This is a genomic window from Brucella sp. GW823-FHT04E01 (genome assembly GCF_058796175.1).
On the sequence record NZ_JBXAIK010000001.1, the window covers coordinates 148,872 to 171,667 of the forward strand.

A 22,796-nucleotide genomic window follows, 5' to 3' on the forward strand; every position below is an offset into this window, starting at 1 on the left:
GATGCAATCCGATATGCCGAAAGGCTGTTTCGTCGCCGTCGTCGGCCCCAGCGGGGCCGGCAAGGATACGATCATGGATGCAGCGCGTGTGGCTCTTGCGGGCGACACGCGTTTTCATTTTGTGCGCCGCATCATCACCCGCCCGCAAATGCCGGGCACGGAAGATCATGACAGTCTGGATGAAGCATCTTTTGCAACAGCTGCAGGCGAGGGAGCCTTCGCCCTGCACTGGCAGGCACATGGCCTGAGCTATGGATTGCCGAAATCGCTTGAGGATGAAATCGCTGAGGGCACGGTGGTGATCGCCAACGTTTCACGGCGAGTGCTTGGCGATATTCGCAGGCTCTACAAATCACGTTCTGTGGTCGTGATAACAGCCCGACCGGACGTTCTGGCAGAACGGCTTGCGTCGCGTGGTCGTGAAAGCCGGGAAGAAATCACCGCGCGGCTTGCGCGTGAAGTGAGCTTCGATGACGATGCCGGAGATGTTGTCACAATAGACAATTCAGGTGATGTCAATGCATCCACAGAGACCTTCCTTCGTCATTTGAAGGAAATAACTGTTAAAACAATTGCTTAGGTGAAATCCCTATAGCGGTGTGTAAATTTACACAAACGTCATTATGCTTTCATTGCAGTGTCATGGAAGCAATTCAAAGTGAGCATGAATGGAGACGAATTCATGCTTCAACTGAACAACATAACGCGCCGCTATAATGACAAGGTGGCGGTTTCGGGCGTGGACCTCGAAATCGAGCCGGGCACGTTTGTGGGAATTATCGGGCGCTCAGGCGCTGGCAAGTCGACGCTTCTGCGTATGATCAATCGCCTTGTCGAGCCGTCCGAGGGAACAATTCACTGGGATGGTCGTGATGTTACGGGCCTTAAAGGCTCGGGACTGCGCGACTGGCGCGCGCAATGTGCGATGATTTTCCAGCACTTCAATCTGGTCGATCGTCTTGATGTTCTGACCAATGTTCTGATGGGGCGTCTCAACTATGTTTCGACGCCCAAGTCGCTCCTGCGTATCTGGAGCGACGAAGAACGCCTGATCGCGCTTTCCGCTCTGCAGCAGTTCGATATTGCGCATCTTGCGGCGCACCGCGCCGATGAACTTTCGGGTGGTCAGCAGCAGCGCGTGGCGATTGCCCGCGCGCTCGTGCAGCAGCCACGCATTATTCTTGCCGACGAGCCTATTGCATCGCTCGATCCGCGCAACACCCGCAGCGTCATGGACGCCCTGCGCCGCATCAATCGCGAGTATGGCATCACGGTCCTCTGCAATCTACACTCGCTCGATATTGCGCGCAGCTATTGCGACCGCCTCGTCGGCATGTCTGCCGGCAAGATCGTATTCCGTGGCACACCGTCGATGCTGACAGATATGGCATCACGTGACCTTTACGGCATGGAAGCCGCTGACGTCATCGACGCTGATGAACAGGCTGAAACAATGCCAATGCCAGTTCCGCAGTCGGCTGAAGCCGTTCTGCGCCAGCTTTCCGCCTGAGCGCATAAAGCTCCGGAAAAAAACACGCTCCAAACTCAGGATTAACAGGAGATACCTATGCTTAACCGTAGAAACTTTCTGGCGGCGGCTGCGCTTACCGCAACGCTGACCATGCCAATGATGGCCTCCACCGCTCAGGCTGCTGACTGGAGCAAGGATTATCCGGAAATCGTTCTGGGCGTTATCCCGGCTGAAAACGCCTCGACCACTTCCGACCGTTATGCGCCTCTGGCCGCCTATCTCGGCAAGGAACTTGGCACCAAGGTCACGCTGCGCGTCGCCAACGACTATGCCGCTGTCATTGAAGGCCAGCGCGCCGGCAACATCCAGATCGCATTCTATGGCCCGGCTTCTTATGCCCGTGCCGTCATGACCGGCGTTGAAACCACACCGCTCGTCAACCAGCGCCATGACACCGGCGTCAACGGCTACTACTCGGTCGTTTATGTTCGCGCCGACAGCCCGTACCAGAAAATGGATGACCTGAAGGGCAAGACCATTGCTCTCGTTGATCCGAACTCCACGTCGGGCAACAACGCGCCGCGCTTCTTCCTCAACCGCGAAGGCTATAGCGTCGATACGTTCTTCGGTAAGAACTTCTTTGCTGGCAGCCATGAAAATGCAGTTCTTGCTCTTGCGCAGGGTACCGCTGATGCCGCTGCCAACTCCTGGAACTCGGAAAACGATTCCAACCTGACCCGCATGGTCAGCCGCGGCGTGCTGAAAGATGCTGACGGCAAGGCAATGACGAAGGATGATTTCCGCGTCATCTTCAAGTCGGACTTCCTTCCAGAAGGTCCGTTCGCTGTTCTCAACACTCTGCCAGACCAGCTGAAGGCCGACATCAAGCAGGCTTTCCTCGATATGCCGAAGAAGGACAAGGCAGGTTTTGATGCCCTTTCCGACGGCAAGGATCAGGAATTCGTAGCGACCGAAGCTAAGGATTTCGAACCAATCATCGAGATGCTCAAGTTCAACGACAAGGCTCGCAAGTCCTAATCCGTAGAACAATTGAAGTGCCCGAAGCCGCAAAAGCTTCGGGCATTTTTTTAGAGCATGATCCCGAAAAGTGGGAACCGGTTTTCGGACAAGATCATGCTTGATTAAAGGAATCTCGCATGACGGTATCCTCACTCGACGGCAACGGTGCAAAAACTCTGCTTGCCGATTATCGAAGAGAAGTCGGCAAACGGCGTCTCTACGGTATCGCGCTGCTCCTCGCGCTTGTCGTTGTCGCCATTGCTGCCTCCGTCGTTGCCGATGTTCGGCCGGGCACACTGGTCGAAAATCTCTTTCGCTTTACAAGCTACCTCGGTCGCATTCTGCCGGATCTGACCATCGCCAATTTCTGGGGCGACCTCGCTGCCTGGTACTGGAACCTCGGCGGCTGGCTCAAGATGCTGTTTGAGACGCTGTTGATCGCCTATCTGGCGACGTTGATCGGTGCTGTGGTCGCTTTTGCGGCTTCCTTCGCAGCATCATCCAACATGGCTCCGAATTCGACGGTTCGTTTCATCGTTCGTCGCGGGCTGGAGCTATTGCGTACGGTTCCTGAAATCGTCTTCGCGCTGCTGTTCGTTATCGCCTTCGGTCTTGGGCCGATGGCCGGTGTGCTGGCACTGATGCTTCATACAACAGGGGCACTGGGCAAGCTGTTCTCCGAAGTCGTCGAGAATATCGATATGCGCCCGGTCGAAGGTATTCGCGCATCGGGCGGCTCCGGCCTGCAGGTCATCCGCTTTGCCGTGCTGCCACAAGTGGCCGCAAATTTTGCTTCCTATGGCCTGCTGCGTTTTGAAGTCAACGTGCGCGGTGCTTCCGTCATGGGTTTTGTGGGGGCAGGCGGTATCGGGCAGGAACTGCTCACCTCGATCCGCCAGTTCTATTACAGCGATGTCAGCGCCATTCTGCTGCTGATCATCGTGACGATCGTCGTGATCGATCTTGTCACCCAGCGCGTGCGTCACGCACTGCTTGGCCGTATTGGTTGAGGAGAGAATTATGACCGACATTGCACAAAGTCTCTCCCGCGAAGCACATGCGCACGAAAAGGAATTGAGGACCGAATATGCCGATCTGTTCGGCAATGGGCGCACATGGCGTAATCTGGCGATTTTAACCGTAGCGCTTATCGCTTCAGTCTGGTTCGCTTTCTATTGGCTCGATTTTTCACTGCTGCGCATTCTAAACGGCCTCGGTCGCCTCGGTGATTTCGCCTTGATGATGATGCCGCCATCGTCCGGCGGTCGTTTCAGTCTTTATCTGTGGTCTATGATGGAAACGTTGGCGATTGCCTATCTCGGCACATTGCTGGCGGCGATCCTTGCCTTCCCATTCGGCTTTCTGGCTGCGAAGAACATCATTCCGAATGTATTCCTGCATTTTGGCATTCGCCGCTTCCTCGATACCATCCGCGGCGTCGATACGCTGATATGGGCACTGATCTGGGTGTCGGTTGTGGGGCTTGGACCTTTCGCCGGTATTCTCGCCATCGCCTGCTCGGATTTCGGCGCATTCGGCAAGCTGTTCTCGGAAGCCATTGAAGGGGCGGACAAGAAGCCGGTCGAAGGCGTGGTCTCATCAGGAGGCGGCAAGCTGCACGGCTATCGCTTCGGCGTGCTGCCACAGGTTCTGCCTCTGATCGGCAGTCAGGTGCTTTATTTCTTCGAGTCAAATACCCGTTCGGCGACGATCATTGGTATCGTTGGGGCAGGCGGTATCGGCGCGCATCTGGCGGAACAGATCAAGGTTCTCAATCTTCAGGACGTTTCATTCCTGATTCTGATGATCCTCGTGGCTGTTGCCGTGATCGACTGGTTCTCATCCAAGCTTCGTCACGCGATGATCGGCAAGAAGGCGCAGAAGTCTGCTTAACCACTGATAAGTGTCTTGATGCCATCGGCAACGAACTGAACCGCAAGCGCTGCCAGAATGACGCCGAGAAGGCGTGTCAGGATGGAACGGCCGGTTTCGCCGAGAAACCGGTCGACCCGCTCTGCCAGCAGCAGCACGAGATAGGTAATCAGCAGGCAGACGAAAATTACGCCAAGAAGGGCCAAACGCGGCCCGATGCCATGGAATGAGTCCGAGGTCAGAACGATAGCCGAAATTGCGCCCGGACCGGCAATCAGCGGAATGGCGAGCGGGAAGGCGGCTATATTGCGGATATGGTCCTTGGTGATGGCAACCTCGGCGCTCTTTTCCTTGCGCTCTGTCCGCTTCTCGAAAATCATCTCAAATGCGATCCAGAACAGCAACAGGCCACCGGCAACGCGGAACGCACCGATGGTAATGCCGAACATGCCGAGTATCTGCGCGCCCGCAATGGCAAAGAGCGCCATCACGATAAAACCGATGATGGAGGCGCGAAGCGCCACCTGTCCGCGGTGGTGCCGCTCCATGCCCGGCGTGAGCGCCAGAAACAATGGCGCCAGTCCGGGCGGATCGATTGTAACAAGCAGGGTGACGAACGCGCTGAAAACCGTATCGTAGAACCCCATACTGCACGCGCCCTTCTTGTTGGCATGTTATGCTCAATCGGATACATGGATTGTAGACGATCAGTGGCACATGGTCGACGCAAAGCGCCAGTACGGGCAACATCGTTGCTCAATCTTTATGTGAATATCTTTTAAGTCATTGAATTGACAGACGGAAATAGCCCACCGAAACGGTCGTGAAATTGGCGTTTTTTGCTGGTTTCCGTTATAAAGTGACTTTATCGATTCTGTTGAGAAAGAAATCTGAATAGTGTCAGATCAAACGCCTCCACCCGGTTCCGACGATATGAATGGTGGCCCAAACGGCGGCCCTAGCGGTATCGAACCGATTTCCATTATCGAGGAGATGCAGCGCTCCTATCTCGATTACGCGATGAGCGTTATCGTGAGCCGTGCGCTGCCCGATGTGCGCGATGGCCTGAAGCCCGTACATCGCCGCATTCTCCACGCCATGAACGAGATGAACCTCGCCTATAACCGCCCGTACCGTAAGTCGGCGGGTGTGGTCGGTGAGGTCATGGGTAAGTATCACCCGCATGGCGACGCTTCTATTTATGACGCTCTCGTGCGTATGGCGCAGGATTTCTCCATGCGCGATCCGCTTGTCGACGGGCAGGGCAATTTCGGCTCCATCGACGGCGATCCGCCGGCAGCGATGCGTTACACCGAATGCCGTCTGGAAAAGCTTACCGAATCCATCCTGTCGGACATCGACAAGGACACGGTCGACTTCCAGGACAATTATGACGGCCGCGAGCAGGAACCTGTGGTTATGCCTGCACGCTTCCCGAACCTGCTCGTCAACGGTTCGGGCGGTATCGCTGTCGGCATGGCGACCAACATTCCGCCACACAATCTCGGTGAAGTCATTGACGGCTGCGTAGCGCTCATTGAGAATCCGGCTATTCAGCTGGAAGAAATGATTGAGATCATCCCTGGTCCGGATTTCCCGACCGGTGGCATCATCCTCGGACGCGCAGGCATCAATTCCGCCTACACGACCGGGCGCGGTTCGGTGATCATGCGCGGACGCGCCACCATTGAGCCGATGCGCGGTGACCGCGAAGCCATTATCATCACCGAGATCCCGTATCAGGTGAACAAGGCTTCGATGATCGAGAAAATGGCCGAACTGGTGCGCGACAAGCGCATCGAAGGTATTTCCGATCTGCGTGACGAATCCGACCGCGAAGGCTATCGCGTTGTGGTCGAACTCAAGCGCGACGCCGTTGCCGATGTCGTTCTGAACCAGCTCTATCGTTACACGCCGCTGCAGACCTCGTTCGGTTGCAACATGGTGGCGCTGAACGGCGGCAAGCCGGAACAGCTCAATCTGCTCGACATGCTGCGCGCTTTTGTTGCCTTCCGCGAGGAAGTCGTGACGCGTCGCACCAAGTTCCTGCTCAACAAGGCGCGCGACCGCGCGCATGTGTTGGTCGGCCTTGCAATTGCGGTCGCCAATATCGATGAGGTGATTGCACTCATCCGTCGCGCGCCCGATCCAACGACGGCCCGCGAGCAGTTGATGGAACGTCGTTGGCCTGCAGCCGATGTGGCTCCGCTGATCCGTCTCATCGACGATCCGCGCCATCGTATCAATGAAGACGACACCTATAACCTCTCCGAAGAACAGGCTCGTGCCATTCTCGATCTGCGTCTGCAGCGCCTGACCGCGCTCGGTCGCGACGAAGTGGCGGACGAACTGAACAAGATCGGTGAGGAAATCCGCGATTATCTCGACATTCTCTCGTCGCGCCTACGCGTGATGACGATCGTCAAGGATGAGATGATTGCGGTTCGTGACGAGTTCGGCACGCCACGCCGCACCGAAATCGGTTTCGGTGGCGCCGAAATGGATGACGAAGACCTGATCGCCCGTGAGGATATGGTCGTCACCGTCAGCCATGCAGGCTATATCAAGCGCGTTCCGCTGACGACCTATCGTGCGCAGCGCCGTGGCGGCAAGGGCCGCTCCGGCATGGCCACGAAGGACGAGGATTTCGTCACCCGCCTGTTCGTCGCCAATACGCATACGCCGGTTCTGTTCTTTTCCTCGCGTGGCATTGTCTACAAGGAGAAGGTCTGGCGTCTGCCCGTCGGCACGCCGCAGTCCCGTGGCAAGGCGCTCATCAACATGCTGCCGTTGCAGCAGGGCGAGCGCATCACCACAATCATGCCGTTGCCGGAGGATGAAGAATCCTGGGCAAATCTCGACGTCATGTTCTCGACCACGCGCGGTACGGTTCGCCGTAACAAGTTGTCCGACTTCGTTCAGGTCAACCGCAACGGCAAGATCGCGATGAAGTTGGAAGACGAGGGCGATGAAATCCTCTCCGTCGATACCTGTACGGAATTCGACGATGTGCTTCTGACCTGTGCCGGTGGCCAGTGCATTCGCTTCCCGGTTACCGATGTGCGCGTCTTTGCAGGCCGTAATTCCATCGGCGTGCGCGGCATCAATCTGGCCGATGGCGACAAGGTCATCTCCATGGCGATCCTGCATCACGTCGATGCCGATGCATCAACCCGTTCTGCCTATCTCAAGCGTTCGATTGCCGAGCGCCGGGCGCAGGGTGCGGACGACGCAGACGACATCGTGGTTGTCGGCGAGGAAGTCGGAACCGATGCGGAACTGACCGAAGAGCTCTATCAGGAGCTGAAGGCCCGCGAAGAAACCGTGCTGACTGTCAGCGAATACGGTTACGGCAAACGTTCCTCGTCCTACGAGTTCCGCGTTTCAGGCCGTGGCGGCAAGGGCATCCGCGCTACCGACACGTCGAAGACCGACGAAATCGGCAAGCTCGTTGCCCTGTTCCCGGTAGAGGCGAGCGACCAGATTCTGCTTGTTTCCGATGGCGGACAGCTCATTCGCGTACCGGTTGACGGTATCCGTATTGCCGGACGTTCCACCAAGGGCGTCACGATCTTCAACACGGCGGATGGCGAAAAGGTTGTCTCGGTCGAACGCATATCCGAAGCGGATAGCGACGAAGAAAACGGCAGTGAGGGCGAGGCAGCTTCTGAAGGCGAAGCACCAATCGCGGACACCGAAGAATAATAGAGAAGCCCGGGTTAGAGCATTTTCGAGCCAAAAGTGTGAAACGGTTTTGCGTCGGATAATGCGACAAACCAACGGACCCCGGCTTTTTATATAGATCAATGAAAAAGGCCGATGGCGGGAACCATCGGCCTTTTTCAGATGCCAAGACTGGAGGAATTGGCGATCACAGAAACTCTTTCACAGCAAGCTCCAACGCTATTGCGTGAACTCGGCTGCTAATACTTAGCGCGAACGCATGTTGCGCAAGCTATTGATGTCAAATGTCACCTGACGCACGCGCTGACGCTTGGACTCGTTCTCTTCGAGAAGGAGTATGATTGCCGATGCAGCCATCGCGACCATCATGGATAATGCCAGAAGAAAGATCATCATCGTGTTATCCTTTCGACATACATACGCTTCAGAAGCGAAAAGGTTGCACCAAACTTGCACCTATCTTGGTAAATCGGTTGTGAACTTGTCATGAAATCGCTGTTCATATCGCGTTCATCTGGTTTCTTGGTTTCTGTTTTCTTATCGCAGTGGTTCTTGTTGAAAATCCCGTCAGAAAAGGCTAGCTGGAAGAAATGACGATCGCGATTTATGCGGGCTCCTTCGACCCGGTGACAAACGGCCATATGGATGTCCTCAAAGGTGCCTTGCGCCTTGCCGACGAGGTTATTGTCGCGATCGGCGTTCATCCCGGCAAAAAACCTCTCTTCACGTTCGAGGAACGTGTGGCGCTCATCGGTGAAAGCTCCAAGGCCATATTGGGCAAGGATGCAGGCCGGGTTTCGGTCATTTCCTTCGACGGACTGGTCATCGATGCAGCGCGCAAACATGCCGCACAATTGATGGTGCGTGGTTTGCGCGATGGCACCGATCTCGACTATGAAATGCAGATGGCGGGCATGAACGGAACTATGGCGCCGGAATTGCAGACCGTGTTCCTGCCGGCAGATCCGGCAGTACGCACAATTACCGCCACATTGGTCCGCCAGATTGCCTCCATGGGCGGCGATATAAAGCCCTTCGTTCCTGCGGCTGTTGCTGCCGCCTTGAACACCAAATTCAAATCCTGACTGCAGGGAGTTTTTCGATCATGTCTTTCATCCGTTCGGCGCTTGCCGCTGTTGCCTTTATCGCGCTGTCGCAAGGAGCGGTCCAGACGGCTTCCGCCGCCAATGCCGAAAACACCGTCGTTCTCAAGCTGAAGGACGGCGACGTTGCAATTCAGCTTCGCCCCGACCTAGCGCCGAAGCATGTCGCCCAGATTGAAAAGCTGGTCGGGGAAGGCGCCTATAATGGCGTTGCATTTCACCGCGTCATTCCAGGCTTCATGGCCCAGACCGGCGATGTAAAGTTCGGTAACGTGGACAAGGGTTTCGATGCTTCGCGCGTCGGCACCGGCGGTTCAGACTATCCCGATATCCCGGCAGAGTTCTCAAAAGAACCCTTCGTGCGCGGCACGGTCGGCATGGCCCGCAGCCAAAACCCGAATTCAGCCAATTCGCAATTCTTCATCATGTTTGCGGACGGCGCATTCCTCAACGGCCAGTACACCGTGGTCGGCAAGGTTGTCAGCGGCATGGATATCGTCGACAAGATAAAGAAGGGTAGCGAAGCCGATAATGGCGCCGTGGAAAACCCCGACAAGATCATCAAGGCCACGCTTCAGGCCGATAAAAAGTAAAATACGATAAGAAGTAAATACAAGGAGAGGCCCAATGGCTTACAAAGACCCTGAAAACACGCTCGTTCTGGAAACCACCAAGGGCAACGTCGTTCTTGAACTCTATCCAGACCTCGCGCCGGATCATGTTGCGCGCGTCAAGGAACTGGCTCGCGAAGGCGCTTATGACGGCGTTGTGTTCCACCGCGTAATCGACGGATTCATGGCACAGACCGGCGACGTGAAGTTCGGCAAGACCGGCGGCGCGCATTTCAATGGCTCGCGTGCGGGCATGGGCGGTTCGGACAAGCCAGATCTGAAGGCTGAATTCTCCAACACGCCGCACAAGCGTGGCACTGCTTCGATGGCCCGTTCGGCCAACCCGAATTCGGCCAATTCGCAGTTCTTCATCTGCTTTGCCGACGCTCCGTGGCTCGACCGCCAGTACAGCGTCTGGGGCCAGGTCATTGAAGGCATGGACAATGTCGACAAGATCAAGCGCGGTGAGCCTGTTGCCGATCCGGACACGATCGTGACGGCCCGCATCGCTGCCGACATCTGATCCTACCAATTTCATTGAGAAATTACGGCTCCGGTTCATACCGGGGCCGTAATTTGTTTACCGCATTTCCGAACGCAAAACCGCTTCGCACTTTTGCTGGAAATGCTTTAGAGGTTCATAATGCGTGTTGATCTTTTCGATTTCGATTTGCCGGAAGAGAGCATTGCTCTGCGTCCAGCGGAGCCGCGTGACCACGCCAGATTGTTACGTGTCCGTCCCGGCCAGCCATTCGAAGATCGACAGGTATTCGAATTGCCCGATCTGTTGCAACCCGGCGATGCGCTTGTTTTCAATGATACCAAGGTGATACCCGCGCAGCTTGAAGGCATGCGCGAGCGCGATGGCAATATTTCGCAGGTCAGCGCCACGTTGCATATGCGCACCGGTCCGGATCGCTGGAAAGCGTTTCTGCGTCCGGGCAAGCGCGTAAAGGAGGGCGACCGCATCCGTTTCGGCCATTCCGGTTCAAGCTGCTTCCTTGGTACACTTGATGCCACCGTGGCGGAAAAGGGCGATGCGGGCGAAGCGCTTCTCGTGTTCGACCTTTCGGGCGGCATGCTGGATGAGGCCATCGCATCGGTCGGGCATATTCCACTGCCACCCTATATCGCGTCGAAGCGCGCCGAAGACGAGCGCGACCGCAAGGACTATCAGACGGTCTATGCCCGCGAAGAGGGCGCTGTTGCCGCTCCCACTGCCGGATTGCATTTCACGCCCGATCTTCTGGAAAAGATCAAGGCCAAAGGCGTTGAAGAACATTTCGTAACGCTGCATGTGGGGGCGGGAACGTTCTTGCCGGTCAAGGCCGACGATACGACCGACCACAAGATGCATTCTGAAATCGGTTATGTGTCGCAGCGGACCGCCGATGCGCTCAATGCTGTGCACGAGCGGGGCGGCAAGATCATCTGCGTTGGTACGACGTCGCTGCGCCTGATCGAAAGTGCTGCGGGCGAAGATGGCATCATCCGTCCGTGGGCCGGTGCGACCGATATCTTCATCACGCCGGGCTACAAGTTCCGTGCAGTCGATCTGCTGATGACCAACTTCCATCTGCCGCGCTCGACGCTGTTCATGCTGGTATCGGCCTTCAGCGGCTTTGAGACGATGCACGCCGCCTATGAACACGCCATCAGCAATGGCTATCGCTTTTATTCCTATGGTGACGGCAGCTTGCTTGAGCGGGCCGACAAAGCTAAAGACACCGCATGACTCTGGAAAATCTAAAGACAAGCGAAAACTTCGAATTCAAAGTGCTGGCAACCGACGGCGCTGCTCGTCAGGGCGAGATTTCCATGCCGCGCGGCGTGGTGCGCACGCCTGCCTTCATGCCGGTCGGTACGGCTGGCACGGTCAAGGCCATGTATATGGACCAGGTGAAAGAACTTGGCGCCGATATCATCCTTGGCAATACCTATCACCTGATGCTGCGGCCGGGTGCCGAGCGCGTGGCGCGGCTGGGTGGCCTGCATGAGTTCGGCGGCTGGAAAGGCCCGATCCTGACCGATTCCGGTGGTTTTCAAGTCATGTCGCTCGCGCAATTGCGCAAGCTCGACGAGAACGGCGTGACATTCCGCTCGCATATCGACGGCAAGCCTTATGAAATGACGCCGGAGCGATCCATCGAGATTCAGGGGCTGCTGGATAGCGATATCCAGATGCAGCTCGATGAATGCGTGGCGCTGCCTTCACCGGAAAAGAACACCGAGCGCGCAATGGAATTGTCGCTGCGCTGGGCCGAGCGCTGCAAGGTCGCTTTCGGCATTCAGCCGGGCAAGGCGATGTTCGGCATCGTGCAGGGCGGCGATGTAGCGCGTCTGCGTGAGAAATCGGCGGAAGCGCTGAAGGCCATGGATCTCAAGGGCTATTCGGTCGGTGGACTTGCGGTCGGCGAGCCGCAGCAGGTCATGCTCGACATGCTGGAAGTGGTCTGCCCGATCCTGCCATCGGAAAAGCCCCGCTACCTGATGGGCGTCGGCACGCCGGACGATATTCTGAAGTCGGTGGCGCGCGGGATCGACATGTTCGATTGCGTGATGCCGACGCGCGCAGGCCGTCACGGCCTCGCATTTACGCGCTTTGGCAAAGTGAACTTGCGCAATGCGCGCCATGCAGACGATCATCGCCCGCTCGATCCGGAATCGGATTGTCCGGCATCGCGCGACTATAGCCGCGCCTATCTGCATCATCTGGTAAAATCCGGTGAAGCGCTCGGCGCCATGCTCCTGACCTGGAATAACCTGGCCTATTATCAGTATCTGATGAAGGGCATCCGCGCATCAATTGCCGACGGGCGCTTTGGCGATTTTTCCGCCGAAACCTCGGAAGGATGGGCGAGGGGTGATATTCCCGCGCTCTGATTCGAAACTTGCTAAAATTAAGGGCGCCCGGCGCCCTTTTTCTTTATAGCTGTCAGTTTTCTGTCAGCATGTTTTCCAAACGGACGAGAACGGCCCGCTGTTCCTCATCGTTCAGAATTTCACATTCCATCAGTTTGGAGCATTCGAGACCCGCGACGGCCAGGTAGACAATCAGCGCGGTATCGGAATCGGTCGTGTCCTTGATCATGCGGTCGAGAAATGCCCTGTGATATTGGCGAACCGGCACCATGAAACCCGGATCTTCAGCAAGCGCGGCAAGGACACCACAAGCTGGCGGCTCATCATCGGCCTGAACCCGGTAAACATCGAGAAAAGCCCGTGCCACACGGTTTTTATCGCCTTTCTGGAGTGTTTCCTGAACCTCCATGGCGTGTTCGTGCTCTTTCATATATTCTTCGACCACTGCTTCGAGCAGTTTGGCCTTTGTCGGAAAAGAATAAAGTAGTCCGCCTTTTGAAAGGCCCGCACGGGCTGCTACAGCATCGAGAGACAGGTGAGCGGGTCCGATCTCACGGGCAAGCTCAGTAGCAGCGCGCAAAATACGCTCGCGCGACGAGACCTTCTTTTTTGTTAGCAATTTACTGGTGTCTCCTGACAGTTCATATGTTGACAATACCGTCCAGACGGTACAGTTATTCGCCACTTTCATTCAAGTAAAATACGCGCGACCTTTGCGTGACTGCGAAAGAAGGCGCCGCGGCCAATCCCCCAACCCTGATCGATCAGGGAGCCATCTGGAGTGCATCCGCAATGATCAAGCGCCTTATTCTGGCAACAATATTCCTCGTGATCGTCGTTGGAGGCCTCGTTGGCTTTAACCTGTTCCGATCACAGGCCATCAAAGACTTCTTTGCCAACATGCAGCAGCCCGCCCAGACGGTTTCGACCGTGACAGTGGAGCCGGGCGTATGGAAGCCTGGTGTGGAAGCCATCGGCACGGCCAACGCGCTCAACGGCGTCGATCTGACCGTACAGCTTGACGGCCTCGTGCAGAAGATCAACTTCAAGGCCAATCAGGAAGTCAAGGAAGGCGACCTGCTGCTTCAGCTCGAAGACAGCATTCAGAAGGCGGACCTCGCAGCCGCCGAAGCTGAAGCCGTTCTTGCCCAGCAGAACCTGAAACGCGCCGATACGCTGCGCACGCGCGGTGTCGGTGCTGTATCGAATGTCGATACGACCGCATCGGTCGCCAATGCCGCCGGTGCGGTGGTGGAAAAGATGCGTGCAACGCTGGCGCAGAAGTCGGTCAAGGCTCCGTTCTCAGGCGTTATCGGCATTTCCAAGGTCGATCTCGGCCAGTATCTGACGCCCGGCACGGTCATTGCCACGCTGCAGAACACCGACGTGATGCGCATCGACTTCACTGTCCCGGAACAGTCGCTTGCCTCCATCAAGCTTGGACAAACCGTCAAGGTCGGTTCGACTGCAGAAGCACTCAACTTCACCGGTACAATTATCGGTATCGATCCGAAGATCGACCCGACGACCCGTCTCGTTTCGGTGCGCGCGGAAGTACAGAATCCGGATCATGAACTGACACCGGGTCAGTTTGTGCAGGTTCGCGTCGAATTGCCGGAAGAAGACAATATCATTGCTCTGCCGCAGACCACGATCATCTCCAGCCTGTACGGCGACTATGTCTATGCGGTCCGTCCGGAACAGAAGCAGGAAGGCGCGAAGGCTGCCGAAGGCGACAACACCGCCAAGGCTCCTGCTGCCGATGCCAAGCCGGAAGATGGCGAGAAGCAGGTCGCACAGCAGGTCTTCATCAAGCTTGGACGCCGCTATTCCGGCATTGTCGAAGTGACGAGCGGCCTCAAGGCTGGAGACATCATCATCACGGCAGGCCAGAACCGGCTCTCGCCCGGCGTACCGGTGAACATCGACAACACCGTCAATCCGATTCCGGCCGGCCAACCGGCTGACAAGCAATAGGCGATCCCGATGAGCTTTTCTGATATTTTCATCCGGCGACCCGTGCTTGCCACGGTAGTTGCCCTCATGATCATTCTGTTGGGCCTTCAGGGTATCGCGCAGCTGACGGTGCGCGAATATCCGAAGGTCGATGAAACCGTTATCACGGTCACAACAAACTATGCCGGCGCGAGTGCCGATCTCATTCAGGGTTTCATCACCGCGCCGATCGCCGAAGCGGTCGCTACGACTGAAAACATCGACTATGTGACGTCTTCGAGCCGTCCGTCGTCGAGCACGGTGACCGTGCAGATGAAGCTCGGCGCAAACCCCGACGCGGCGCTGACGGAAGTAATCGCCAAGGTCAATCAGGTTCGCGGCGACCTGCCGGACGAATCCGATGATCCCGTCATCGTCAAGGGAACGGGTCAAAACTTCGCTACCATGTATCTGGCAGCGCAGAACCCGAATATGACGAGCGAACAGATCACGGAATATCTGGAACGCGTTATCCAGCCGCGCATGTCCACCATTCAGGGTGTTGCAAAGGCTGAAATTCTGGGCGGTCAGGTCTATTCGATGCGTGTCTGGCTCGACCCGATCCAGCTTGCGGCACGTCAGATCACGGCACCGGAAGTTCTGGCGGCAATCAACGCTTCCAACTTCCTGTCGGCGCCCGGCACGACCAAGAACGAATATGTGTCGTCGTCGATCACATTGAAGTCGACCTTGCAGACACCGGAAGCCTTTGGCGCCATGCCGATCAAGGCTTCGGGTGACGACGTCGTTCGTCTGCGTGATGTTGCGCGGGTCGAACTGGCTGCGAAAAGCACGGACACCATCGTTTCGTTCAACGGCTCGGCTGGTACCTTCCTCGGCGTCTTCCCGACACCGGCGGCGAACCCCATCGACATGGCCGCTGCCGTCCGCAAGGAACTGCCGTCGATCCAGGCGTCGCTGCCGGAAGGCATGTCGCTTGTTCTCGTCTATGACGCGACCGAGCAGATCAGCTCTTCGATCAAGGAAGTCTTCACCACCATCGGCGAAGCCGTGGCCATCGTCATTCTGGTCATCATCGTCTTCCTCGGGTCGTTCCGCTCGGTGCTGATTCCGATTGTCACGATCCCAATCTCGTTGATCGGCGTGTGCTTTTTCCTTTATGCGCTCGGCTTCTCGATCAACCTGTTGTCACTGCTCGCGATGGTTCTCGCCATCGGCCTTGTGGTCGATGATGCCATCGTGGTTCTGGAGAACATACACCGGCATATCGAAGAGGGTCTCCGGCCCATGGACGCTGCCTTCAAGGGCATGAAGGAAATCACCGGCTCGATCATCGCCATGACGATCACGCTGGCGGCGGTGTTCGCACCACTCGGCTTCACGGGCGGTCTGACGGGTGCCCTGTTCCGCGAATTCGCCTTCACGCTGGCTGGCGCCGTTATCATTTCGGGCGTTGCCGCCTTGACGGTTTCGCCAATGATGTGTGCGCGTATGCTCAAGCATGGCGACCAGACCCGGTTCCAGAAGTTCATCGACCGGACCTTCTCGCGTTTCGAAAAATGGTATCACCGTCGTGTCTCCAACTCGCTCAACTATCGCGGCATTACGCTCGCAATTGTCGTAGCGCTGATGGGATTGACGGGCTTCCTTTTCATGAACACGTCGAGCGAACTGGCACCGGAAGAAGATTCCGGCGCGCTGTTCTCGATGTTCCAGGCTCCGCAATATGCAACCTCGGCCTATACCAATCTCTATGCCGAACAGATCGACGAACTGACCAAGGATCTTCCGGAACTGAAGACCCGTTTCCAGATCGTCGGCATGGACGGTGGCACGACATCCGGTATCGCGCTGTGGGTTTTGAAGGACTGGAACGAGCGTACCCGTTCGCAGAAGCAGATTCAGGAAGACCTGACCGCACGTATTTCCAAGGTCGCAGGTGTTGAAGCATTCATCTTCGCGCCTCCGTCCCTGCCGGGAACGGGTGGCGGCCTGCCGATCTCGATTGCTATCCAATCGACTGGCCCAGCCGATCAGGTTTTCGCACTGGCTGAGGAAATCAAGAACGAAGCACAGGCTTCCGGCCAGTATATCATTGTGCAGAACTCGCTTTCCTTCAACGCACCGCAGGTCACGATCACCATCGATCGCGACCGCGCAGCAACGCTGGGTGTGCAGATCAGCGATATCGGTTCGACACTGGGTCTCCTGACCGGTGGCGCATCGGTCGCGAAGTTCGACCGCGATTCGAACAGCTATGACATCATCACGCAGGTACCCGATGCATACCGTTCGAACCCGGAAAAGCTCGGCGACTTCTATGTGCGCAGTGTTTCCGGCTCGATGATCCCGCTGTCGTCGGTCATCACGATCAGCCAGAACGCATCGCCTGCAGCAATCGAGCAGTTCAACCAGCTGAATTCGGCCACGATTTCAGCTCTGCCGCTGCCTGGCGTTACAACCGGGCAGGGCCTGCAAACTCTGGTTGATCTGGCCAAATCCAAGATGCCGGAAGGCTTCTTCCTGGATTATTCCGGTCAGTCGCGTCTGGAAGTGGAGCAGGGCAACACGATCCTGATCGCCTTCGGCCTCGCCGTCATCGTGATCTATCTCGTGCTTGCGGCGCAGTTCGAAAGCTTCCGCGATCCGTTCATCATCATGATGTCGGTTCCGCTGTCGATCTTCGGTGCCATCGTGCCGCTGAACATCGGTCTCGGCACTCTCAACATCTACACGCAGGTCGGTCTCATCACCCTTGTCGGGCTGATTACCAAGCACGGTATTCTGATGGTGGAATTCGCCAACCAGCAACGCCGTCTGCATGGTCTTTCACGCCGGGATGCGATCATCGTCGCGGCTGAAACCCGCCTGCGTCCGATCCTGATGACCACTGCCGCCATGGCGCTTGGCGTTGTACCGCTCATCATCGCGACCGGTGCCGGTGCAGCCGCACGTTACTCGATGGGTCTGGTGATCTTCACTGGTATCGTGATCGGCACGATCTTCACGTTGTTCGTGGTGCCGATGTTCTACACCTTCATCGCCAAGAAGGATGTTGAAGGCGAATATGTTGCGTCCTCGGATGAAGGCGGCGAACCGGCTCCAGCGCAACATCACTGAAACTTGCGTTGAACCAATGACAAAGGGCGGCCTAGAAATAGGTCGCCCTTTTGATTTTTGCTAACGTTGCAAACGCTGCGTTCCAACCCATATGAGCCAGTATGATACCCTTATCCGTTCTCGATCTTTCGCCCGTTCCCGAAGGTAGCGATGCAGCAAAATCGCTGCATAATACGCTGGAGCTTGCGCAACATGCCGAACGGCTCGGCTTTCACCGTTACTGGCTTGCCGAACACCACAATATGCCGGGCATCGCTAGTGCCGCCACATCTGTGGTCATCGGTTACGTCGCCAACGGCACCTCAACCATTCGCGTCGGTGCTGGCGGCGTCATGCTGCCCAACCACGCACCTCTGGTGATTGCAGAACAGTTCGGCACGCTGGCTTCCCTGTTTCCCGGGCGTATCGATCTCGGTCTTGGACGCGCTCCGGGCACTGACCAGATCACCGCTCATGCGCTTCGTCGCAATCTCGACAGTGACGCCAATGCGTTTCCACAGGATGTGGTCGAGTTGCTCAACTATTTCAAACCTGCCGAACCGGGCCAGCGCGTGCGCGCCGTGCCGGGCGAGGGGTTGAATGTGCCTGTCTGGATTCTCGGTTCCAGCCTGTTCGGCGCGCAGCTTGCCGCAATGCTGGGGCTGCCTTACGCATTTGCCTCGCACTTCGCGCCTGCCGAAATGGAGCGCGCCATCGCTCTATATCGCGAGCGGTTCGAGCCATCGGAATATATGCAGAAGCCTTATGTGATGCTGGGCCTAAACGTGATCGCAGCCGACACGGACGAAGAGGCGAACCATCTTTTCACGTCGCAACTGCAGGCTTTCGTCAACCTGCGCAGCGGTCGCCCCGGCAAGCTTCCTGCACCGGTCGAAGGCTATGCGGAGCGGCTTGATCCGGCAGCGCAGGCGCTTGTTCGCCAGATGCTGTCATGCCGTGTGGTCGGTGGACCGGACACGGTAGCGAAAGGCATCAAGGCCTTTGCAGAAAGCACCGGCGCCGATGAACTGATGTTGACCGGCATGATACATGATCACAAGAAGCGTCTGCATTCATACGAGATCGCCAGCCGTTCAATCGGCCAATCAATCGCCTGAGCGGCTGTTTTCGCTTTTGACTTCCGCCAACAGCCAATCCCGGAAAGCCGACACCGCCGGAGTGCTCGAACGAGCCTTCGGCGTCACAAAATAATAGCTGCTCGGGCTTTTGACCGTATGCGGACAGGCAACCACAAGCTGGCCACTATCGATTTCGGCGCGAATGAGGAACAGCGGCATCAGCGCAACGCCAAGGCCTGCAATGCAAGCCTGCGAGACGTTCGAAAACTGTTCAAAGCGCATTCCCGGTGAAACCGGAGCCGCGATATCGAGGCTCTTGAACCAGTGGTCCCATGCACCGGGGCGTGAAGCCATATTGAACAGGGGAAGCGGCAACAGATCGGCAGGCGCATGAACCGGATTCTGCTGTAGAAATGCAGGGCTGCACACAGGCGCAACCGTTTCATCCATCAGGAAGACACTATCGGCGTTGGGCCAGTCCGGCTGGCCAATATGGATCGCTGCATCCAATCCTTCGCGATCAAAATCGAACTGCCCGATACGCGTCGCAAAATTGAGGATGATATCGGGATACTTTGCCACGAAACGCGGTATGCGCGGGATCAGCCAGCGTGTGCCGAATGTCGGCAGAAAAGCGAGATTGAGCGTGGTGCCACGCATATGCGACATGACTTGCAGCGAAGCGGCACGGATGGATGCCAGCGCTGGCCCCACCGCCTTCAGATAGACGCGCCCGGCATCGGACAGAACCACATTGCGGCTGGTGCGGTCGAAAAGCGCTGTTCCAAGCTGCTCTTCGAGTGTTGCAATCTGTCGGCTCACCGCGCCTTGCGTCAGCGACAGTTCCTCGGCTGCAGCCGAAAAGCTTTCATGCCGCGCAACCGCATCGAAGGCGGCAAGCGCACTGGTGGAGGGGAGCAAGCGGCGTGATATCGAAGTCATGATCCATTACTAAATGGAATAGATCGATGAGTAAACGTCGATTGCACCAGACCTCGGCACAGTTCATATTTCCTGTAAATTTTCATTGAGGAGAATACACTGATGTCACGTGCGGCTTTTAGCTGGGAAGACCCGTTTCTGTTGGATGACCAGCTGACCGAAGACGAGCGCATGATCCGCGACTCGGCCAAGGCTTTTGCGACGGACGTTCTGCTGCCCCGCGTTGAAAAGGCCTATCTGGATGAGACGACCGATCCGGAACTGTTCCGTCTGATGGGGCAGGCTGGTCTTCTGGGCGTGACGCTTCCTGAAGAATATGGCGCAGCCAATGCAGGCTATGTTGCCTACGGCCTGGTGGCGCGTGAAGTCGAGCGTGTCGATTCCGGTTATCGTTCGATGATGAGCGTGCAGTCGTCGCTCGTGATGTATCCGATCTATGCCTATGGCTCGGACGAGCAGCGCAAGAAATATCTTCCGGGCCTCGTCTCCGGCGAGCTGATCGGCTGCTTCGGCCTGACCGAGCCCGATGCAGGCTCCGATCCGGCAGGCATGAAGACCCGCGCCGAAAAGATCGACGGTGGCTATCGCCTCAGCGGCTCCAAGATGTGGATTTCGAACTCACCGATCGCCGATGTGTTCGTCGTCTGGGCAAAGTCCGCTGCGCATGACAACGCCATTCGTGGCTTCATCCTCGAAAAGGGCATGAAGGGGCTTTCCGCACCGAAGATCGGCGGCAAGCTCTCGCTGCGAGCATCGATCACCGGCGAAATCGTCATGGATGGTGTCGAGGTTTCGGAAGACGCACTTCTGCCGAATGTCTCCGGTCTCAAAGGTCCGTTCGGCTGCCTCAATCGCGCCCGCTACGGCATTTCCTGGGGCGTCCTCGGCGCTGCAGAGGATTGCTGGTTCCGTGCTCGTCAGTATGGTCTTGATCGCAAGCAGTTCGACAAGCCGCTGGCTGGTACGCAGCTTTACCAGAAGAAGCTGGCTGACATGCAGACCGAAATTGCTCTTGGCCTTCAGGCAAGCTTGCGCGTCGGTCGTCTGTTCGACGACGGCAGGATGGCCCCGGAAATGATCTCCATCGTGAAGCGCAACAATTGCGGCAAGGCGCTCGATATTGCCCGTCAGGCCCGCGATATGCACGGCGGTAATGGTATCCAGATCGAATATCACGTCATGCGCCATGCGCAGAATCTGGAAACAGTGAACACCTATGAAGGCACGCATGACGTTCATGCGCTGATCCTGGGCCGCGCCCAGACCGGCATTCAGGCATTCTTCTGATCGCTGTATCGCCAAGCCTTCCATTCGGGCCCGTTCGCAGTTCGCGGGCGGGCCTCTTTATTTTAGTACGGGATTGCTGAAAATGCAGAACACGCCGCTTGACGGTCTCAAGGTGGTAGAACTGGCGCGCATTCTTGCCGGACCATGGGTAGGGCAGACGCTCTCCGATCTTGGCGCCGATGTCATCAAGGTGGAAAGCCCTGAAGGTGACGATACGCGCAAATGGGGCCCGCCATTCATCGATGTGGAAGGCGAACGGTCCGCCGCCTATTTCCATGCTTGCAATCGCGGCAAGCGCTCTATTACGGCGGATTTCCGCACTGATGAGGGCAGGGAACTGGTGCGCCAGCTCGTGGCTGACGCCGATGTTGTCATCGAGAACTTCAAGCTGGGTGGGCTGGATAAATACGGCCTCGACTATGAGAGCCTGAAGGCCATCAATCCACGCCTGATCTATTGCTCGATCACCGGTTTCGGCCATACCGGCCCATACGCCGAGCGTGCAGGCTATGATTTCATGATCCAGGGCATGGGCGGCATCATGGATCTGACCGGCGAACCTGACGGTGAGCCGCAGAAAATCGGCGTGGCTTTCGCCGACATTTTCACCGGGCTTTACAGCGTGATTGCGATCCAGTCCGCACTCATCATGCGCGAGCGCACCGGCATCGGCCAGCATATCGATATGGCGCTATTTGACTGTATGTCAGCGGTTTTGGCCAATCAGGCGATGAATTTTCTGGCGTCCGGTGTTTCACCAAAGCGCATGGGCAATGCCCATCCGAATATTGCGCCCTATCAGACGCTGCCTGTTTCCGACGGCTATTTCATCATCGCCTGCGGCAATGACGGACAGTTCGGAAAACTGACCTCATTGCTTGGCATTGGTGACATCGCAGGAGACGAGCGTTTCGTCAGCAATTCGGCGCGTGTGGCCAATCGGGCGGCTCTCACGGCACTTCTGGAAGACAAGACTCGGGCATGGAAGCGCGACGATCTTCTGGCCGAGCTTGCCAGAATTGGCGTGCCTGCCGGTCCGATCAACACGGTGGCCGATGTATTCGCAGACCCGCAATTCGAGGCGAGGGCGATGAAGATCGACCCGCAAGGCGTTCCCGGTCTGCGGACGCCTATTCGCTTCTCCGATGCCGAATTAAAGCTCGACAAGCGTTCGCCGAAGCTGGGAGAACACAGCAACATCATTCTTTCGGAAATCGGCAAAAGCTGAACGAGAATAGTGTCATCAACCAGACGCGCTCTTCATCGAAGGGCGCGTTTTTGTTTGTATTGCATCGATGAAAAGTGAAAGCCTCTAATCAAGAAACAACTTTAACCCCTTGCGGGGAAAGCATTTTAAATTGTTCTTGAGAGAAGATGGTGCGGTCGAGATGCACCAAGCGGAAGTTAGATAATGTCCGGAACCCTTGTAGAGCAAGGCTTCGGAGTGCTTTTCGAAATTTTTTGTGTACCAATTCGTGTGCCGATTGGTGTGCAAATTTTCAGGCATACTCCAACTATCATTCCAGTGAGACCATCCCCACGCATCTGTGGATTTCACAGCCGTTGGAGAGGTCTCATATGGTAGTTAGCGCTTGGATGTTATCTCCCGTCCAATCCTTTTAGCCGCTCCGGAACATGAGTTCGTATGATGCGCGCCCTGTGCCTTAAATAAAGGCGTCTGCTACCTCGCGCCTCAACGGCTTCATCCCATGCGGCGAGCGCAAACAACGCATTCATCGAACAGAGCAATAACTGTTCGACGTGCAGATCATCGTCGTCCCACTGTTCGATGTGAAATTCCATATCGTGA

Annotated in this window: 20 protein-coding genes; 16 read left to right on the top strand and 4 right to left on the bottom strand. The window is 56.7% G+C overall.

The window, feature by feature from the left end:
• Position 1: 1 nt before the first annotated feature.
• The 5 genes from phnN to phnE (AC1RHM_RS00730) all read left to right on the top strand — a co-directional run bounded on the left by phnN (position 2) and on the right by phnE (AC1RHM_RS00730) (position 4,384).
• On the top strand, positions 2–580 hold the full coding sequence (phnN, locus tag AC1RHM_RS00710; RefSeq protein ID WP_151576395.1) for a phosphonate metabolism protein/1,5-bisphosphokinase (PRPP-forming) PhnN: 579 nt from the start codon (positions 2–4) through the stop codon (positions 578–580).
• A 102-nt stretch (positions 581–682) separates the two neighbouring features.
• Complete coding sequence (gene phnC / locus AC1RHM_RS00715; RefSeq protein ID WP_012092077.1) at positions 683–1,510, top strand: phosphonate ABC transporter ATP-binding protein; 828 nt, start codon at positions 683–685, stop codon at positions 1,508–1,510.
• Between the two features lie 57 nt (positions 1,511–1,567).
• On the top strand, positions 1,568–2,509 hold the full coding sequence (gene phnD, locus AC1RHM_RS00720) for a phosphonate ABC transporter substrate-binding protein (protein WP_010660123.1): 942 nt from the start codon (positions 1,568–1,570) through the stop codon (positions 2,507–2,509).
• A gap of 119 nt (positions 2,510–2,628) precedes the next feature.
• A complete protein-coding gene (phnE, locus tag AC1RHM_RS00725) occupies positions 2,629–3,501 on the top strand; it encodes a phosphonate ABC transporter, permease protein PhnE (protein ID WP_010660122.1) in 873 nt (290 codons plus the stop codon).
• A 10-nt stretch (positions 3,502–3,511) separates the two neighbouring features.
• Positions 3,512–4,384: a phosphonate ABC transporter, permease protein PhnE gene (phnE, locus tag AC1RHM_RS00730; protein ID WP_043061725.1), complete on the top strand. Its 873-nt coding sequence runs from the start codon at positions 3,512–3,514 to the stop codon at positions 4,382–4,384.
• Here phnE (AC1RHM_RS00730) and AC1RHM_RS00735 read toward each other — a convergent pair.
• Positions 4,381–5,010: a MarC family protein gene (locus tag AC1RHM_RS00735; RefSeq protein ID WP_029924858.1), complete on the bottom strand. Its 630-nt coding sequence runs from the start codon at positions 5,008–5,010 to the stop codon at positions 4,381–4,383. The two genes, phnE (AC1RHM_RS00730) and AC1RHM_RS00735, sit on opposite strands and share 4 nt — an antisense overlap.
• 286 nt (positions 5,011–5,296) lie before the next feature.
• Here AC1RHM_RS00735 and gyrA point away from each other — a divergent pair, with 286 nt between their 5' ends.
• Positions 5,297–8,068, top strand: a complete 2,772-nt coding sequence (gyrA, locus tag AC1RHM_RS00740) for a DNA gyrase subunit A (protein WP_151576394.1) — start codon at positions 5,297–5,299, stop codon at positions 8,066–8,068.
• A 225-nt stretch (positions 8,069–8,293) separates the two neighbouring features.
• On the opposite strand, the gene AC1RHM_RS00745 is transcribed toward gyrA, so the two are convergent.
• On the bottom strand, positions 8,294–8,443 hold the full coding sequence (locus tag AC1RHM_RS00745; protein ID WP_010660118.1) for a hypothetical protein: 150 nt from the start codon (positions 8,441–8,443) through the stop codon (positions 8,294–8,296).
• A gap of 194 nt (positions 8,444–8,637) precedes the next feature.
• Here AC1RHM_RS00745 and coaD point away from each other — a divergent pair, with 194 nt between their 5' ends.
• The 5 genes from coaD to tgt all read left to right on the top strand — a co-directional run bounded on the left by coaD (position 8,638) and on the right by tgt (position 12,644).
• On the top strand, positions 8,638–9,132 hold the full coding sequence (gene coaD / locus AC1RHM_RS00750; protein WP_012092071.1) for a pantetheine-phosphate adenylyltransferase: 495 nt from the start codon (positions 8,638–8,640) through the stop codon (positions 9,130–9,132).
• Between the two features lie 20 nt (positions 9,133–9,152).
• Positions 9,153–9,743, top strand: coding sequence for a peptidylprolyl isomerase (locus AC1RHM_RS00755; protein WP_012092070.1), 591 nt, complete (start codon positions 9,153–9,155; stop codon positions 9,741–9,743).
• Between the two features lie 34 nt (positions 9,744–9,777).
• Complete coding sequence (locus AC1RHM_RS00760; RefSeq protein WP_012092069.1) at positions 9,778–10,284, top strand: peptidylprolyl isomerase; 507 nt, start codon at positions 9,778–9,780, stop codon at positions 10,282–10,284.
• Positions 10,285–10,404: 120 nt separating this feature from the next.
• Complete coding sequence (gene queA, locus AC1RHM_RS00765; protein WP_151576361.1) at positions 10,405–11,496, top strand: tRNA preQ1(34) S-adenosylmethionine ribosyltransferase-isomerase QueA; 1,092 nt, start codon at positions 10,405–10,407, stop codon at positions 11,494–11,496.
• Positions 11,493–12,644 carry a tRNA guanosine(34) transglycosylase Tgt gene (gene tgt / locus AC1RHM_RS00770; RefSeq protein WP_010660113.1) on the top strand — a complete coding sequence of 384 codons (1,152 nt, stop codon included), beginning with the start codon at positions 11,493–11,495 and terminating at the stop codon, positions 12,642–12,644. The genes queA and tgt overlap by 4 nt, the downstream gene beginning before the upstream one ends.
• Before the next feature lie 52 nt (positions 12,645–12,696).
• Here tgt and AC1RHM_RS00775 read toward each other — a convergent pair whose 3' ends face one another.
• Positions 12,697–13,314, bottom strand: coding sequence for a TetR/AcrR family transcriptional regulator (locus tag AC1RHM_RS00775; protein WP_373418770.1), 618 nt, complete (start codon positions 13,312–13,314; stop codon positions 12,697–12,699).
• Positions 13,315–13,415: 101 nt separating this feature from the next.
• On the opposite strand from AC1RHM_RS00775, the gene AC1RHM_RS00780 reads away from it, so the two are divergent.
• From AC1RHM_RS00780 to AC1RHM_RS00790, 3 genes are all read left to right on the top strand, one after another.
• Positions 13,416–14,600: an efflux RND transporter periplasmic adaptor subunit gene (locus tag AC1RHM_RS00780; protein ID WP_151576393.1), complete on the top strand. Its 1,185-nt coding sequence runs from the start codon at positions 13,416–13,418 to the stop codon at positions 14,598–14,600.
• A 9-nt stretch (positions 14,601–14,609) separates the two neighbouring features.
• Complete coding sequence (locus AC1RHM_RS00785; protein ID WP_010660110.1) at positions 14,610–17,699, top strand: efflux RND transporter permease subunit; 3,090 nt, start codon at positions 14,610–14,612, stop codon at positions 17,697–17,699.
• A 101-nt stretch (positions 17,700–17,800) separates the two neighbouring features.
• Positions 17,801–18,796, top strand: coding sequence for an LLM class flavin-dependent oxidoreductase (locus AC1RHM_RS00790; protein WP_151576360.1), 996 nt, complete (start codon positions 17,801–17,803; stop codon positions 18,794–18,796).
• On the opposite strand, the gene AC1RHM_RS00795 is transcribed toward AC1RHM_RS00790, so the two are convergent.
• Entirely contained in the window at positions 18,785–19,699 is a 915-nt protein-coding gene (locus AC1RHM_RS00795) for a LysR family transcriptional regulator (RefSeq protein ID WP_010660108.1), read from the bottom strand. The two genes, AC1RHM_RS00790 and AC1RHM_RS00795, sit on opposite strands and share 12 nt — an antisense overlap.
• 102 nt (positions 19,700–19,801) lie before the next feature.
• Here AC1RHM_RS00795 and AC1RHM_RS00800 point away from each other — a divergent pair, with 102 nt between their 5' ends.
• Positions 19,802–20,986 (top strand): acyl-CoA dehydrogenase, encoded by a 1,185-nt coding sequence (locus AC1RHM_RS00800; protein WP_010660107.1) that lies wholly within the window; start codon positions 19,802–19,804, stop codon positions 20,984–20,986.
• 82 nt (positions 20,987–21,068) lie between these two features.
• Positions 21,069–22,214 (top strand): CaiB/BaiF CoA transferase family protein, encoded by a 1,146-nt coding sequence (locus tag AC1RHM_RS00805; RefSeq protein WP_151576359.1) that lies wholly within the window; start codon positions 21,069–21,071, stop codon positions 22,212–22,214.
• Positions 22,215–22,796 lie beyond the last annotated feature (582 nt).

Excerpts from the sequence above, each read along its gene's own strand:
- phnN (WP_151576395.1), top strand. The coding sequence starts at position 2 with ATGCAATCCGATATGCCGAAAGGCTGTTTCGTCGCCGTCGTCGGCCCC.
- phnC (WP_012092077.1), top strand. The coding sequence starts at position 683 with ATGCTTCAACTGAACAACATAACGCGCCGCTATAATGACAAGGTGGCG.
- phnD (WP_010660123.1), top strand. The coding sequence starts at position 1,568 with ATGCTTAACCGTAGAAACTTTCTGGCGGCGGCTGCGCTTACCGCAACG.
- phnE (WP_010660122.1), top strand. The coding sequence starts at position 2,629 with ATGACGGTATCCTCACTCGACGGCAACGGTGCAAAAACTCTGCTTGCC.
- phnE (WP_043061725.1), top strand. The coding sequence starts at position 3,512 with ATGACCGACATTGCACAAAGTCTCTCCCGCGAAGCACATGCGCACGAA.
- AC1RHM_RS00735 (WP_029924858.1), bottom strand. The coding sequence starts at position 5,010 with ATGGGGTTCTACGATACGGTTTTCAGCGCGTTCGTCACCCTGCTTGTT.
- gyrA (WP_151576394.1), top strand. The coding sequence starts at position 5,297 with ATGAATGGTGGCCCAAACGGCGGCCCTAGCGGTATCGAACCGATTTCC.
- AC1RHM_RS00745 (WP_010660118.1), bottom strand. The coding sequence starts at position 8,443 with ATGATGATCTTTCTTCTGGCATTATCCATGATGGTCGCGATGGCTGCA.
- coaD (WP_012092071.1), top strand. The coding sequence starts at position 8,638 with ATGACGATCGCGATTTATGCGGGCTCCTTCGACCCGGTGACAAACGGC.
- AC1RHM_RS00755 (WP_012092070.1), top strand. The coding sequence starts at position 9,153 with ATGTCTTTCATCCGTTCGGCGCTTGCCGCTGTTGCCTTTATCGCGCTG.
- AC1RHM_RS00760 (WP_012092069.1), top strand. The coding sequence starts at position 9,778 with ATGGCTTACAAAGACCCTGAAAACACGCTCGTTCTGGAAACCACCAAG.
- queA (WP_151576361.1), top strand. The coding sequence starts at position 10,405 with ATGCGTGTTGATCTTTTCGATTTCGATTTGCCGGAAGAGAGCATTGCT.
- tgt (WP_010660113.1), top strand. The coding sequence starts at position 11,493 with ATGACTCTGGAAAATCTAAAGACAAGCGAAAACTTCGAATTCAAAGTG.
- AC1RHM_RS00775 (WP_373418770.1), bottom strand. The coding sequence starts at position 13,314 with ATGAAAGTGGCGAATAACTGTACCGTCTGGACGGTATTGTCAACATAT.
- AC1RHM_RS00780 (WP_151576393.1), top strand. The coding sequence starts at position 13,416 with ATGATCAAGCGCCTTATTCTGGCAACAATATTCCTCGTGATCGTCGTT.
- AC1RHM_RS00785 (WP_010660110.1), top strand. The coding sequence starts at position 14,610 with ATGAGCTTTTCTGATATTTTCATCCGGCGACCCGTGCTTGCCACGGTA.
- AC1RHM_RS00790 (WP_151576360.1), top strand. The coding sequence starts at position 17,801 with ATGATACCCTTATCCGTTCTCGATCTTTCGCCCGTTCCCGAAGGTAGC.
- AC1RHM_RS00795 (WP_010660108.1), bottom strand. The coding sequence starts at position 19,699 with ATGACTTCGATATCACGCCGCTTGCTCCCCTCCACCAGTGCGCTTGCC.
- AC1RHM_RS00800 (WP_010660107.1), top strand. The coding sequence starts at position 19,802 with ATGTCACGTGCGGCTTTTAGCTGGGAAGACCCGTTTCTGTTGGATGAC.
- AC1RHM_RS00805 (WP_151576359.1), top strand. The coding sequence starts at position 21,069 with ATGCAGAACACGCCGCTTGACGGTCTCAAGGTGGTAGAACTGGCGCGC.